The organism is Winogradskyella sp. A3E31 (assembly GCF_046720935.1).
Taxonomy (GTDB): domain Bacteria; phylum Bacteroidota; class Bacteroidia; order Flavobacteriales; family Flavobacteriaceae; genus Winogradskyella.
The window spans coordinates 397568-412042 of the sequence record NZ_JBHNWH010000002.1 but is presented as its reverse complement, the minus strand read 5'-3'; the positions used below and the strand labels follow the sequence as shown (position 1 = coordinate 412042).

General features: G+C 37.9%; 9 protein-coding genes. All 9 read left to right on the top strand.

Annotated features, from left to right (window positions below; genetic code table 11):
* The first annotated feature begins 13 nt into the window (after positions 1-13).
* Positions 14-1750, top strand: coding sequence for an NrfD/PsrC family molybdoenzyme membrane anchor subunit (gene nrfD / locus ACFEMA_RS04260; protein WP_411766773.1), 1737 nt, complete (start codon positions 14-16; stop codon positions 1748-1750).
* 8 nt (positions 1751-1758) lie between these two features.
* Positions 1759-2298, top strand: coding sequence for a DUF3341 domain-containing protein (locus ACFEMA_RS04255; protein ID WP_411766772.1), 540 nt, complete (start codon positions 1759-1761; stop codon positions 2296-2298).
* A gap of 91 nt (positions 2299-2389) precedes the next feature.
* Positions 2390-2857, top strand: coding sequence for a c-type cytochrome (locus ACFEMA_RS04250; protein WP_411766771.1), 468 nt, complete (start codon positions 2390-2392; stop codon positions 2855-2857).
* Between the two features lie 21 nt (positions 2858-2878).
* Positions 2879-4261 (top strand): quinol:cytochrome C oxidoreductase, encoded by a 1383-nt coding sequence (locus ACFEMA_RS04245; RefSeq protein ID WP_411766770.1) that lies wholly within the window; start codon positions 2879-2881, stop codon positions 4259-4261.
* Between the two features lie 24 nt (positions 4262-4285).
* Positions 4286-5350 carry a cytochrome c oxidase subunit II gene (locus ACFEMA_RS04240; protein ID WP_411766769.1) on the top strand — a complete coding sequence of 355 codons (1065 nt, stop codon included), beginning with the start codon at positions 4286-4288 and terminating at the stop codon, positions 5348-5350.
* 28 nt (positions 5351-5378) lie between these two features.
* Positions 5379-7175 (top strand): cbb3-type cytochrome c oxidase subunit I, encoded by a 1797-nt coding sequence (locus tag ACFEMA_RS04235; protein WP_411766768.1) that lies wholly within the window; start codon positions 5379-5381, stop codon positions 7173-7175.
* Between the two features lie 187 nt (positions 7176-7362).
* Positions 7363-11514, top strand: a complete 4152-nt coding sequence (locus tag ACFEMA_RS04230; RefSeq protein WP_411766767.1) for a gliding motility-associated C-terminal domain-containing protein — start codon at positions 7363-7365, stop codon at positions 11512-11514.
* Between the two features lie 31 nt (positions 11515-11545).
* The gene (locus tag ACFEMA_RS04225; protein ID WP_411766766.1) at positions 11546-12502 is read left to right on the top strand and encodes a type IX secretion system membrane protein PorP/SprF; all 957 of its coding nucleotides are present in this window, start codon (positions 11546-11548) and stop codon (positions 12500-12502) included.
* Between the two features lie 18 nt (positions 12503-12520).
* A complete protein-coding gene (locus tag ACFEMA_RS04220; RefSeq protein WP_411766765.1) occupies positions 12521-14443 on the top strand; it encodes an OmpA family protein in 1923 nt (640 codons plus the stop codon).
* The last annotated feature ends 32 nt before the right edge of the window (positions 14444-14475 follow it).

Below are 14475 nucleotides of genomic sequence, written 5' to 3'. Positions count from 1 at the left end.
TAAACACTAAAAAATGGCGTCTCATTACGAAGCACCTATTAGAAGACCTTTAGTAACTGGGGAAAAATCCTATCACGATGTTACTGTCGATGTTGCTAGACCTGTAGAAGGAAAAGCCAACAGAGCCTGGTGGATTGTATTCAGTATTGCGCTGGTTGCATTCCTTTGGGGAATAGGTTGTATTATTTATACCATTTCAACTGGTATTGGAGTTTGGGGTCTTAACAGAACTGTAAACTGGGCTTGGGATATTACTAACTTCGTTTGGTGGGTTGGTATTGGTCATGCTGGAACACTGATTTCCGCAGTACTACTCTTATTCCGTCAAAAATGGAGAATGGCAATTAACCGTTCTGCAGAAGCTATGACCATTTTCTCAGTTGTACAAGCTGGTTTATTCCCAATTATTCACATGGGTCGACCATGGTTGGCGTATTGGGTATTACCAATCCCTAATCAATTTGGGTCGTTATGGGTGAATTTTAATTCGCCATTACTTTGGGACGTATTTGCAATCTCTACGTATTTATCGGTATCCTTAGTATTCTGGTGGACTGGTTTATTGCCAGATTTTGCCATGATTAGAGATAGGGCTGTAAAGCCATTTCAGAAGAAAATATACTCTTTGTTGAGTTTTGGTTGGTCTGGTCGTGCAAAAGATTGGCAACGTTTTGAAGAAGTGTCATTGGTATTGGCTGGTTTAGCAACACCTTTAGTACTTTCTGTACATACCATTGTATCTTTTGATTTTGCTACATCGGTTATTCCTGGTTGGCATACTACGATTTTCCCACCTTACTTTGTTGCGGGTGCGATTTTCTCTGGATTTGCTATGGTGAACACGCTTCTTATCATTATGAGAAAGGTATGTAGCCTTGAAGATTACATTACGGTACAACATATAGAATTGATGAATATTGTCATCATGATTACAGGTTCTATCGTAGGTGTGGCCTATATTACAGAGCTGTTCATCGCATGGTATTCTGGAGTTGAATACGAACAATATGCATTCTTAAACAGAGCAACCGGACCTTACTGGTGGGCATATTGGGCAATGATGACCTGTAACGTGTTCTCGCCACAGTTTATGTGGTTTAAGAAATTGAGAACAAGTATTATGTTTTCATTCTTTATTTCTATTATCGTAAATATTGGAATGTGGTTTGAGCGTTTTGTAATTATCGTCACCTCATTACACAGAGATTACTTGCCATCGTCATGGACAATGTTCTCACCAACTTTTGTGGATATCGGGATATTTATCGGTACAATAGGGTTCTTCTTTGTATTGTTTTTGTTGTACTCACGTACATTCCCTGTAATTGCACAGGCAGAGGTAAAAACAATCTTGAAATCTTCAGGAGAACGCTACAAAAAGATTAGAGATCGTGGAGATAGTTTGGTAGGAACCGGATCTGATGCAAGAACATCTGGAGCACCTTCAGATTCTGCTACTGCATCAACTACTGAACCATTACCAAAAGATTCTGAGAAAGTGTCGAGTCTTCTCGATACAATTGGGAAATACAATCCAGATACGGATGTGCCTGATGATTTAAAAAAGATTAGTGGAGTCGGTCCAAAAATGGAAGATGTCCTTAACAGTATTGGTATTTACAAATACGAGCAAGTAAGTAAAATGACCAAAAGAGAATACGACTTGTTAGATTCAATTACAGGTTCTTTCCCAGGAAGAGCAGAGCGTGATGATTGGGCAGGGCAAGCTAAAAAATTAATAAACAACTAATATAGTCTATGGAAGCTTCAAAAGTAATTCATGCTATTTATACAGATGATGATGTACTGATGTCTGCCGTAAAAAAGGTAAAGGCAGCGAAACATCATATTGAAGAGATATATACCCCATTCCCAGTCCATGGACTAGACAAAGCAATGGGTCTTGCACCAACGCGAATAGCTATAACCTCGTTTATGTATGGTTGTGTTGGGTTGACGGTAGCTATTGTTATGATGAATTTTATAATGATACAAGACTGGCCACAAGATATTGGTGGTAAGCCAAGTTTTAGTTATATAGAAAACATGCCAGCCTTTGTGCCGATTATGTTTGAGTTGACAGTGTTTTTTGCTGCTCACCTAATGGTAATTACGTTTTACCTAAGAAGTAGAATGTGGCCATTTAAAAAAGCTGAAAACCCTGATTTAAGAACTACAGACGATCACTTTTTAATGGAGATAGCTATACATGATAATGAAGAGGAATTAGCTAACTTTTTAAAAGATACCGGGGCTGTAGAAGTTAATATTGTAGATAAAGAAGAAGATGCACACTAATATGAAATCAGTATTTAAAATAACGGTAGTATTAGGTTTACTAATATGCTTTGCATCATGCCAAAAAAATGCCAGAAGAAACTACCAGTACATGCCTAATATGTATGAGTCTGTTGGATATGAAACCTATCAACAAGCGGATGTGTTTAATGGTAATGTTGAAGCACAATTGCCAGTAAATGGTACTATACCAAGAGGTGGTTCTTTATACGAAATTGAAGATACCAATGAAGGCTACCAGTTGGCAAAGGATTCGTTGACAAGCCCTTTAGATTCTACACAAGTTGATTACACTAGAGGGAAGGAGCTTTATGATATATACTGTGGCATCTGCCATGGCACCAAAGGGGATGGTAAAGGTAAATTAGTAGATCGCGAAAAAATATTAGGTGTGCCAAGTTATGACGATGCAGGGAGAGCTATAACTACAGGTAGTATTTACCATGTTATTTATTATGGTAGAAATACAATGGGGTCTTATGCCAACCAACTTAATGAAGAAGAGCGCTGGCAAGTTACAGCCTATGTTGAAAAGCTAAAGGCTGATTTAGAAAATTAAGATTTAGATAAAGATTATATAATGGAATATAAAATTTCAAATCGATTAAGAATAACAGCTATCATTTTAATGATCTTAGGTGCATTAGGTGTTGGTTATGGTTTTTGGGATTCACATCATTATCAAACTGAAGACGATGTAAGAGAGTTGTTGGCAAGTGAAAGCCATCATGGGGAAGGTCATGCTACTGAAACTCACGGAGAGGAGCATGCAGACGAATCTCATGGCGAAGAAACTCATGTGACTGATGGACATGACGTTGACGAAGCGCACGCTGAAGAAGGACACAAAATGAGTCACGAAGAGCACGTACTGCATCAAATTCATAACAGACCTTACGCAGCGTTGTATGTTGCAGCTTTCTTTTTCTTTATGATAGCACTGGGTGTCCTAGCATTTTATGGAATACAATATGCTTCACAAGCTGGTTGGTCACCTGTATTATTCAGGGTTATGGAAGGGATTACCTATTATGTACTACCTGGAGGATTAATTGTATTGGCCATTGCGTTTGTAGCGGATAGTCATTTATTTGTTTGGTTAAAAGAAGGTATAACTGTTGAAGGGCACGAGAACTACGATAAATTAGTTGCAGGCAAATCTGGCTGGTTAAATAAAACAGGATTCTTTATTAGAGGTTTAATCTTTTTAGGAGGCTGGTCATTGTACAGATATTTTTCTCGTAAGTTTTCAATCGCACAGGATTCAGCTGACGATAATAGAAACTTTAAAAAGAATTTTAGAATCTCAGCAGCGTTTTTAGTATTCTATATCTATACAGAATCGATGATGTCTTGGGATTGGATTATGAGTGTTGATCCACACTGGTTCTCAACCTTATTTGGATGGTACGTGTTTGCAAGTATGTTTGTAAGTGGTATTACAGTGATTGCCATGATTACAATTTACTTAAAGTCTAAAGGCTTAATGGAATTTGTAAACGATAGTCACATTCACGATTTAGCAAAATTCATGTTTGCTATCAGTATATTTTGGACCTATTTATGGTTCTCACAATTCATGTTGATTTGGTATTCAAACATTCCAGAAGAGGTCACTTATTTTATCACACGTATTGAAGATTATAACTTACCATTCTTTGGTATGGTAGCCATGAATTTTATTTTCCCAATATTATTGTTAATGAATAGCGACTACAAGCGTATTCCATGGTTTGTTATCATGACAGGTATCGTTATATTATGCGGTCACTATGTGGATGTGTTTAATATGATTATGCCAGCTACAGTAGGTGACAGATGGTTTATTGGTGTTCCAGAATTGGGGGCTATATTACTGTTTGGAGGTTTGTTCTTACTCATAGTATTTACAGCACTCAGCAAAGCACCATTATTGGCAAAAGGAAACCCATTTATTAAGGAAAGTGAACACTTTCATTATTAATTAAATTATAGAACAGAAGAGATAATGACAACGTTGTTAATTTTTATAATCGTAATTTTTGTAGCCATAGCCATTTGGCAAATGGTTAAGATTTTTGATTTGGCTCAAGTCGGTACTTCCAATACTGAGGTAGCAACTGACAAAGACAATAAAATAAATGGGTATTTAATGATGGGCTTTCTCATCTTTATTTACGTCATGACTATTGCCTGTTTTGTGTATTTAGGGGATTTGCCACTAATGTCTAACTCAGCTTCAGAACATGGTCCTGGTCTAGATAACCTTATGGTTGTTTCTATGATCATCATCTTTTTTGTTCAAACGGTGACCCAATTTCTACTACATTATTTTGCTTATAAATATAGAGGCGAAAAAGGTAAAAAAGCATTGTTTTATGCTGATAACAATACCTTGGAAGCTGTATGGACCATCATCCCAGTTATAGTATTGGCATGGTTAATAATTTATGGTTTATTCACTTGGAACGACATCATGAATATCGATGTTGAAGACGAAGACCCAATGGTCGTAGAGTTATATGCACAACAATTTAACTGGAAAGCAAGATATGGTGGAGATGACAATGTTCTTGGCCAAGCTAACGTTAGATTAATAGATTTGGATAAAGCAAATATCCTTGGGGTTGCAGAAAGTGATCCTAATGCGCAGGATGATGTTATTGTAACAGAATTACATTTACCTGTCGGAAGACCAGTGCTATTTAAAATGCGCTCTCAAGACGTATTGCACTCTGCTTATATGCCACATTTTAGAGCACAAATGAATTGCGTACCTGGGATGGTAACACAATTTGCATTTACACCTACGGTGACAACACAAGAGATGCGTGCAAATCCAGACATTCAAGAGAAAGTAAAGAATATTAACGAGTATAGAGTAGAGCACAGAGAAGAAGTTGAAGCAAGAGGACAAGATTTGGCCTACGAATTTGATTACTTACTATTATGTAATAAAATTTGTGGTAAGTCGCACTACAATATGCAAATGAAGATTATAGTTGAAACGCAAGAAGAGTTCGATGCTTGGATAGCAGAGCAAACTACTTTTGCAAATTCACTAAACAACTAATTGTTTTTAAGAAAAAGATAACGAGATTATGTCAGCAACAGCAGAAACACACGTTCACGACGATCACGAAGAGGCTCACCACCATAAGGAGACCTTTGTCACAAAATATATATTTAGTCAAGATCATAAAATGATTGCCAAGCAGTACCTAATTACTGGTACTATTATGGGAGTTATTGGGGTTTTGATGTCCCTAATGTTTAGAATGCAAATCGCTTGGCCAGAAAAGCCAAACGTATTATTTGAAGCATTACTAGGAAAATGGGCTCCTGGTGGAGTTATGGATGCCGATATCTATTTGGCCTTAGTAACGATACACGGAACCATTATGGTATTCTTTGTATTAACGGCTGGTCTAAGTGGTACATTTAGTAACCTTTTAATTCCATTACAGATTGGAGCACGGGATATGGCTTCAGGATTCTTAAATATGGTATCCTATTGGTTGTTCTTTGTCTCTAGTGTTGTTATGGTCATTTCTTTGTTTGTAGAAGCAGGTCCTGCAGCTGCAGGATGGACAATTTATCCGCCGTTATCTGCATTGCCAATGGCACAGGCAGGTTCTGGGATGGGTATGACCTTATGGTTGGTTTCTATGGCCATTTTTATTGCCTCGTCGCTTTTAGGCTCACTGAATTATATCGTAACGGTTATCAATTTGAGAACAAAAGGTATGTCTATGACGAGATTACCTTTAACTATCTGGGCATTTTTTGTAACTGCAATTATTGGTGTTATTTCATTCCCGGTATTATTATCTGCAGCTTTATTATTAATAATGGACAGGAGTTTTGGTACGTCCTTTTTCTTGTCAGATATATTTATTCAAGGTGAGGTATTGCATTATCAAGGAGGATCGCCAGTATTGTTTGAACACTTATTTTGGTTCTTAGGTCACCCAGAAGTATATATTGTACTATTACCTGCCTTGGGGATTACTTCAGAAATTATTGCGACAAATTCGCGTAAGCCAATCTTTGGATACCGTGCTATGGTTGCTTCGATTTTGGCCATTGCGTTCTTATCGACAATTGTTTGGGGTCACCACATGTTTATTTCAGGAATGAATCCATTCTTAGGTTCTGTATTTACATTTACAACCTTATTGATTGCAATTCCTTCAGCAGTAAAAGCATTTAACTATATAACCACCCTCTGGAAGGGTAACTTACAGTTAAACCCTGCGATGCTATTCTCTATCGGACTGGTATCGACATTTATCACAGGTGGTTTAACAGGAATAATCCTTGGTGATTCCGCATTGGATATCAATGTACACGATACGTACTTCGTTGTTGCTCACTTCCACTTAGTAATGGGTATATCTGCATTGTATGGAATGTTTGCAGGGATTTACCACTGGTTCCCTAAAATGTTTGGTAGAATGCTTAATAAAAATTTAGGGTATCTCCATTTTTGGGTTACAGCAATCTGTGCTTATGGGGTTTTCTTCCCTATGCATTTTATAGGTATGGCAGGTTTGCCAAGACGTTACTACACCAACTCTAACTTCCCGTTATTTGATGATACTACCAATACACAGGCAGTGATTACAATGTTTGCTTTAGTAGGTGGTGTGTTCCAATTGGTATTTTTGTATAATTTCTTTAGAAGTATATTCTACGGAAAACCTACAGTACAAAACCCATGGAAATCGAATACTTTAGAGTGGACAGCACCAATAAAGCATATCCACGGAAACTGGGATGGTCCAATTCCTCATGTATATCGTTGGTCTTACGACTATAGTAAGCCCGGACATGAAGAAGATTTTGTCCCCCAGAATATTCCATTAAAAGAAGGCGAAGAAGAATTACAACATTAGCTATAACATTTATAATAAGCTATTTAGCTTAGTAAAAACCACATTTAAAGGATTTTTGAATGTGGTTTTTTTGTGCCTAAAGTCCGACAAAATGTATTTTTTTGCAGATTAAACGCAAAAAAATTCGGTGAAATACATAAAATTATATATATTGCACTCTATTAAACCAAAATCTAATAAACTAACCATGAAAACTTCAACCGCTTTTAGCATAGGTAAACCTATGTTTTATGTTTTTGTGTTCTTTTGGGCTTCACTCTCTGTAAATGCCCAATGCCCTACAATTACTGATCCTACACCACCTCCTATTTGTGATGCTTCAGGCTTTACATTTAGTGATTTAAACACCTTTGCTACGGATAATGGCAATGGAATTGTGTGGTATGACGTTGCTACAGGAGGCAGTCCTTTTAATAGCAATGAATTGGTTTCGGAAGGCGTCTACTACGCAGATGATAATTCTGGCACATGTGGTGCAAGAGAACAAATCACCGTAGATTTTCAAGTTGATGCAACCAATCAAAATTTGGATGCCATATACTGTAGTAATGAAAACCCAACAATTCAGCTTTATAGTGATGATATTCTGTCATCGAGTATTCCTCCTGGAGGTTCTGTTGAAGTTTTTACAGACTTCGATTTAACAATGATGGCAAATGGTACAGACCCGATTCCTGTTGGTGGTGCCATATATTATATCGTTTTTGTTGATAACTCAGGATGTCGAAGTCAGATTGAAATAGGAAGCACAGCCAATTTTGAAGCACCTGATGATCCTACACCTCCAAGTCCCCAACTTTTTTGTTCGGATACAACACCAACAGTTGCGGATTTAGATCCAGGGACGGCAGATGCCTTTAGATGGTACGATAGCCTTAATGGCTCTGGTGATCCAATTCAACCACCGTTGCCAAATACAGCTCCATTAGTTGATGGTGCAACATACTATGTGCAAGCCATGGATGTGTTTTGTTCTAGTAATCCAATTGCGGTAACTGTAACTATAGATACACCAGAAGACCCAGGGACTTCAGCTAGTTTAGACTATTGTATAGATAGTGTTCCGGTGAGTGATTTTAATTTGTTTGATGAATTAGGAGGAACTCCAGATACAACTGGTACATGGACAGGGCCTCTAGCGACTAGCAACGGTCATTTAGGAACAGTTAACATATCAGGAGAAGCCGTTGGTGTTTATACGTTTACTTATACAGTACCAGCAGCAGGAGATTGCCCTGAAGCATCTTCAACTGTAACGATTACAATCTACGATAACTTTACATCTGGTACACCATCTGCTGCAAACCCAGCTTCATTTTGTGAATCAGGATTACCGACAGGATTCGATTTATTTACGCTATTGGATGGTGAAGATCCAGGCGGACAGTGGACTCAAGGCACAACAAGTACAGATCCAGTAGTTGGTTCAACTATTGACTTTACTGGGGTTATGCCTGGAACTTATGATTATACCTATACTCAAAATATATTACCTAATCCTTGTCCTGAAGAATCCACAACGGTTCAGGTCATTATTTTAGCTGATCCAAATGCAGGAACGGCGGTAAATGCAACTATTTGTGAAAATGAAATAGCGGCAAATTCACCATTCGATTTGTTTACTGCTTTAGATGGGAGTCAAGACAACAATAGTGGTACTTGGACAGATGCCGGTGGAAACACGGTGACAAACCCAATTGATATTACAACGTTCACTGAAGCAGGAAGTCCGTATCAGTTTACGTATACGCTTTCAAACGGGACGTGTGAAGATTCAGAAGATATTACCATTACTATTTTACCAGCACCAGAATCTGGAAATGCTTTAGCACCAGTTTCTTTTTGCTTTGAAGATTTAGCGGATAATTCCCCATTCGATTTATTTAGCCTTTTAGACGGGACCCAAGACACTAATGGAACTTGGTACGCAGGTCCAGATACCTCCGGTACTGCAGTCACAAATCCAATTGATATTTCTGGTCTTACAGATGGTACGTATGATTACACCTATTCTGTGCCGATGATTGGTTCATGTTCTGATGTGGATGTAACGGTTCAAATTATTGTTTTTCCACAACCAAATACAGGGAATCCAACCCCAGCGACTTTCTGCGAGAATGATGTTGCGGCGAATTCGCCTTTAGATTTATTTGGGCAATTAGCAGGAAATGACCCAGGTGGCACGTGGACTGATGATGATGCAACAGGAGCCTTAACAGGAAGTGATGTGGATTTAACAGTTTTAACTATCGGATCCTATAACTTTACCTATAGTATAACATCTTCAGATGGCTGTTCTAATAGCAGTACAGTTATCGTGAATATTTTAGAAGCTCCAGAGTCTGGCACAGCAAATGCGCCAGCGGAATTCTGTGTGGCTGAAATTACTGCTGGTCAAACCTTTGATTTATATGATTTATTAGAGGGTGAAGACCAAACAGGAACCTGGTCTGACGACACGCCTTCGGGAGCACTTTCAGGAAACACGGTAACCTTAGATGGACTTACAACAGGAACTTATGAGTTTACGTATGATGTTGCAGCTATCGGAAGTTGTGATGACGTATTAGTTACTGTAAGCATTATTATTAATGATACACCTGCAGCAACAGCACCAACGCCTCAAGAGTTTTGTGACGCTGCAACAGTAGCTAATCTTTCTGCTACAGGAACAAACCTACAGTGGTACGATGATGCAACGGGAGGAACACCATTAGCGGATACTACGGCTTTGGTAGATGGTGAAGATTATTATGTCACCCAAACCGATGCAACAACAGGCTGTGAATCTTCAGTACGGACTCAAGTCATTGTAAATATACCTATTACTCCAGTTGCAGGAAATCCTGGTCCAGCAGTAATAGTCTGTAATGACAGTACGGTAGATTTAAATACCGCTTTAGATGGCACACAAGATGCTGGTGGTGTTTGGCAAGATGATGATAGTACAGGAGCATTGACAGGAAATATTTTTAATGCCAATGGCATTACGCCAGGTACTTATGACTTTACCTATTTTGTTGCGGCAACTGCACCATGTGTGGATGCCAGTACTACAGTAACTATTACGGTAGAACAAGCCTTAAACCCTGGTACGGATGCATCTACAAATATTTGTAGTGATTCAGGAACAATAGATTTATTTCCACTACTTGGAGGTGCCGATACAGGAGGAACCTGGTCGCCAGCTTTAGTTAGCGGAACAGGAGTTTTTGATCCAACAGTCGATGCGCCAGGAACATATACTTATGAATTAGTCAATGCTTGTGGGACATTCTCAAGTGACGTCGCAGTAACTGTTACTCAACCAGCAAATGCAGGAGGAGATAACTCAGGAACAGTATGTGTTATCGATGGTTCTTTTGATCTCACGACGTTATTGGCAGGAAACCCTGATACTAATGGAACATGGTCACCAGCTTTAGCAAGTGGAAATAATATTTTTGACCCAACAGTCGATACAAGTGGTTCATATACATATACCGTTTTAGCAACTGCACCGTGTACTACGGATGCTAGTGCTGTTTTGACAATTACAGTTAATGATACAACAGAACCAACGGTTGTTAATGCAACACCATCATATTGTGTGGTTAATAACCCAACAGTTGCTGATTTAGATGCAACAGTTTCGGCTACTGGGACAATTTCTTGGTACGACGATGCTGCAATGAGTACATTATTGAATGCTACAGATGCGCTTATAGATGGCGAAGACTATTACGCTACCCAAACAGCATCAGGTTGTGAGTCCTCACAAAATGTCATGGTTGTGGTAACGATTAACGATGCGCCAACACCAACATTAATTGATGCAACAGCAGATTATTGTATTAATGATAATCCAACAATTGCAGACTTAACGTCTAATATTGCTGAAAATAGCTCGCCAGATTACGATGTCATTTGGTATGACGCCTCCACGGGAGGTAATGCTATTTCAAGTGGGTCAACGCTTTCAAACGGAGATACTTATTATGCAGTTTTACTAGACCTTAATACAGGATGTGAAAGTAGTGTGAGACTTCAAGTAACACCAGACTTAACTGCCTGTGGAACATTAGTCATTCCGGATGGATTTTCACCAAACGGTGATGGCACCAATGATACCTTCGATGTGGATAACCTTGAAGTATTATATCCTAATTTTCAGATGGAAATCTATAATCGATATGGAAATATGGTCTATAAAGGGGATGCCAATTCGCCTCGATTCGATGGAACATCCAATCAAGGAGGAGGCAACAGCGAATTACCTGTTGGCGTATATTATTACATCTTCAATTTTAATGATGGTGTCAATACAGCAAGACAAGGACGTTTATACCTAAGTAGATAATAATTTGGCTAATTACAGAAATTTAAAAGACATGAAAACTTTCAATAGATATCAAACTAGTGTAGTTGCAGCCATACTGTTATTATTTGCGCTTCAAGCTACAGCACAACAAGACCCTCAATTCACACAATACATGTACAACATGAGTGTGATTAACCCTGCATACGCAACTGCTGATCAAGGCATCCTTAATATCGGAGGATTGTATAGATCCCAATGGGTAGGAGTAGAAGGCGCCCCAGAAACGGGGACATTCTTTGCTCATACTCCAGTAAGCGAGAAAATTGAATTAGGAATTTCCTTTACCAATGATAATATCGGTGATGTGATTAAAGAAAATAATATTTATGCTGATTTTGCCTACGTATTACCAGTAGGCTTAGAGTCTAAATTATCATTCGGTGTTAAAGCCGGGTTGACCTTTTTTAATACTGACTTTAGTGGATTCGTTTTACAGTCTGGTGATCAGAATTCTGATATTGCTTTTAACGAAAATATCAATCAAACCTTCCCTAATGTTGGTGTAGGTGCATTCTATTTTTCGGACAACTATTATATCGGTTTATCAGCACCAAACTTGCTGACAACCACTCATATTGAATCTGAAAATGGTGTAAAATCCACAGGCGTCGAAGCTGTTCATTACTTTTTAACAGGTGGATACGTGTTCGATATTAATCCAAATGTAAAACTGAAACCTTCTTTTATGGCAAAAGGAGTTTCTGGCGCACCAATAGCTTTAGACCTTAATGCTAACGTTCTTATTAATGAGAAACTGGAAGCAGGCTTAAGTTATAGGTTAGAAGATGCTATTGCAGCAATGGTAAACTTTAGAGTGACCCCAGATTTAAGAATTGGTTACAGTTATGATTATACAACTTCTAACCTAAGTGACTTTAGCTCTGGTTCTCACGAGATATTTATTCTTTTTGATGTTGATATCTTTGGATTACGAGGAGGTTATGATCGTTCACCAAGATTTTTCTAAACTAATATACCTACCATTATGAAAGCTTATTTAGAAAATAGAATTAAAGACATTATGAAACCAACACTATATATTCTTGGTTGTTTACTGTGTATTGTTAATGTTGCAAATGCACAAGAACAACGATTAGACCGCGCAGACAAATACTTTCAGATGAAAGCCTATGTTAAAGCAGCGGAGTTATACGAATCTAAAGAACATACACGAAATGTTCTTCAGAATTTAGCGGATAGCTATTACTACAATAGTAATATGCAGAAGGCGATTAAAACGTATCGAGAGTTGTTTGTTACCTATCCAGATTCTTTAGATTTGGAATATTATTTTAGGTTCGGGCAGGCACTTAAAAGCGTAAAAAATTATAAAGAAGCAGATGATTATTTGGGTAGGTATTACAATATACCTATCAATACACTCAGCTTTATTGAAGAAAATGAAAAGACCACACCGCATGTATTCACATTGCAACAACTAGAAAATGCAGCGATGACTAGTGATTTTGGGATGACCTTTTATGGAGAGGGAAAAGTGGCTTTTGCATCAACTCGAAATAACAGTAACCCAACATTTGCTTGGAATGGCTTACCTTATTTAGACATTTATTCTGCAGACATAGATTCTAACGGTCAATTACAGAATATTGTACCATTTTCAGAACTTATAAATACGGAATCTCATGAGAGTAATCCTGTATTTTCTTCAGATGGAAACACCATGTATTTTAATAGAACCAATTCATCGAAATCAAATACAGATGGAGACCGAATTGCCCATATTAAAATATACAGAGCAGAAAAAGTCAATGGAGTTTGGATGAATGTTGAAGCATTACCTTTCAACTCAAACAAATTCAGTACCGAGCATCCGGCACTAAGTCCAGATGGGAAAAGATTGTATTTCTCGAGTGACAGACCAGGAGGTTATGGCGGATTTGATTTATACCGTGTTGATATTAATGAAGATGGAACTTTTGGAGAGCCAGAGAATTTAGGTGATACTGTAAACACAAAACAAAGAGAGCAGTTCCCATATATTAGTGAGCGTAACGTATTATATTTTGCGTCAGATGGGCACATAGGTTTTGGCGGATTGGATGTGTTTAGAAGTAACAGGGTCAATGATAGATTTGACAAACCAGTAAACTTGGGAAGTACTTTAAACAGTAGCTTAGATGATTTTGCCTATGTTATTGATGAAGAGAACAACAAAGGCTATATATCCTCTAATAGAACAGGCTATGACGGTATTTACAAGTATGTGCGAGAAGAGAACATATTAACGAAATACTTAGTCCAAGGAGCTGTTCAGGATAAAAACTCTAACGAACTTTTAGAAGGTGCGTTGGTAACATTGTTAGATGACTCTAACCGTAAACTTCAAGATAGTATTGTGGGTAGTGACGCCGAGTATTTATTCAAACTAGAACCGAATAAAAAATATACAGTTAGGGGAGAGTTAAATGCTTACATACCTGTTGAAGTTGAATTTTCAACGGACGCTAATGGTAAAATAAGTCATAATATTTATTTAAGCATGGAATCTTTTGCAGATGTTGAAGAACGTGTTAAGAAGGATGAAGAAGGTGTTGTTAAGGTGGAGTTAGATCAAATTTATTTTGATTTTGACAAAGCTAAAATTCGACCAGATGCTGCTAAAACGTTGGATGTCTTAGTGGATTTAATGAAGAAATATCCATCTATGGAAATCGAGGTTTCTGCACATACTGATTTTAGAGGTTCGGATGATTACAACTTGCAACTCTCTAAAAAACGTGCAGCTTCAACGTTAGAATATTTAGTCAGCAGAGGTATAGAGCGCGAAAGATTGACAAGCGAAGGCTTTGGTGAAACAAAACCATTAAACGAATGTACTAAACCAGGTGTTTGTACAAAAGCTGAATACGAACTGAACAGACGTTGTGAGTTTAAGGTTTTAAAATAAATCTAAACCACAAGAGTACTTAATGAAAAGCC

What these genes read in the sequence shown, in the direction of transcription:
- nrfD (WP_411766773.1), top strand. Translation starts at nt 14, where the DNA reads ATGGCGTCTCATTACGAAGCACCTATTAGAAGACCTTTAGTAACTGGG.
- ACFEMA_RS04255 (WP_411766772.1), top strand. Translation starts at nt 1,759, where the DNA reads ATGGAAGCTTCAAAAGTAATTCATGCTATTTATACAGATGATGATGTA.
- ACFEMA_RS04250 (WP_411766771.1), top strand. Translation starts at nt 2,390, where the DNA reads ATGCCTAATATGTATGAGTCTGTTGGATATGAAACCTATCAACAAGCG.
- ACFEMA_RS04245 (WP_411766770.1), top strand. Translation starts at nt 2,879, where the DNA reads ATGGAATATAAAATTTCAAATCGATTAAGAATAACAGCTATCATTTTA.
- ACFEMA_RS04240 (WP_411766769.1), top strand. Translation starts at nt 4,286, where the DNA reads ATGACAACGTTGTTAATTTTTATAATCGTAATTTTTGTAGCCATAGCC.
- ACFEMA_RS04235 (WP_411766768.1), top strand. Translation starts at nt 5,379, where the DNA reads ATGTCAGCAACAGCAGAAACACACGTTCACGACGATCACGAAGAGGCT.
- ACFEMA_RS04230 (WP_411766767.1), top strand. Translation starts at nt 7,363, where the DNA reads ATGAAAACTTCAACCGCTTTTAGCATAGGTAAACCTATGTTTTATGTT.
- ACFEMA_RS04225 (WP_411766766.1), top strand. Translation starts at nt 11,546, where the DNA reads ATGAAAACTTTCAATAGATATCAAACTAGTGTAGTTGCAGCCATACTG.
- ACFEMA_RS04220 (WP_411766765.1), top strand. Translation starts at nt 12,521, where the DNA reads ATGAAAGCTTATTTAGAAAATAGAATTAAAGACATTATGAAACCAACA.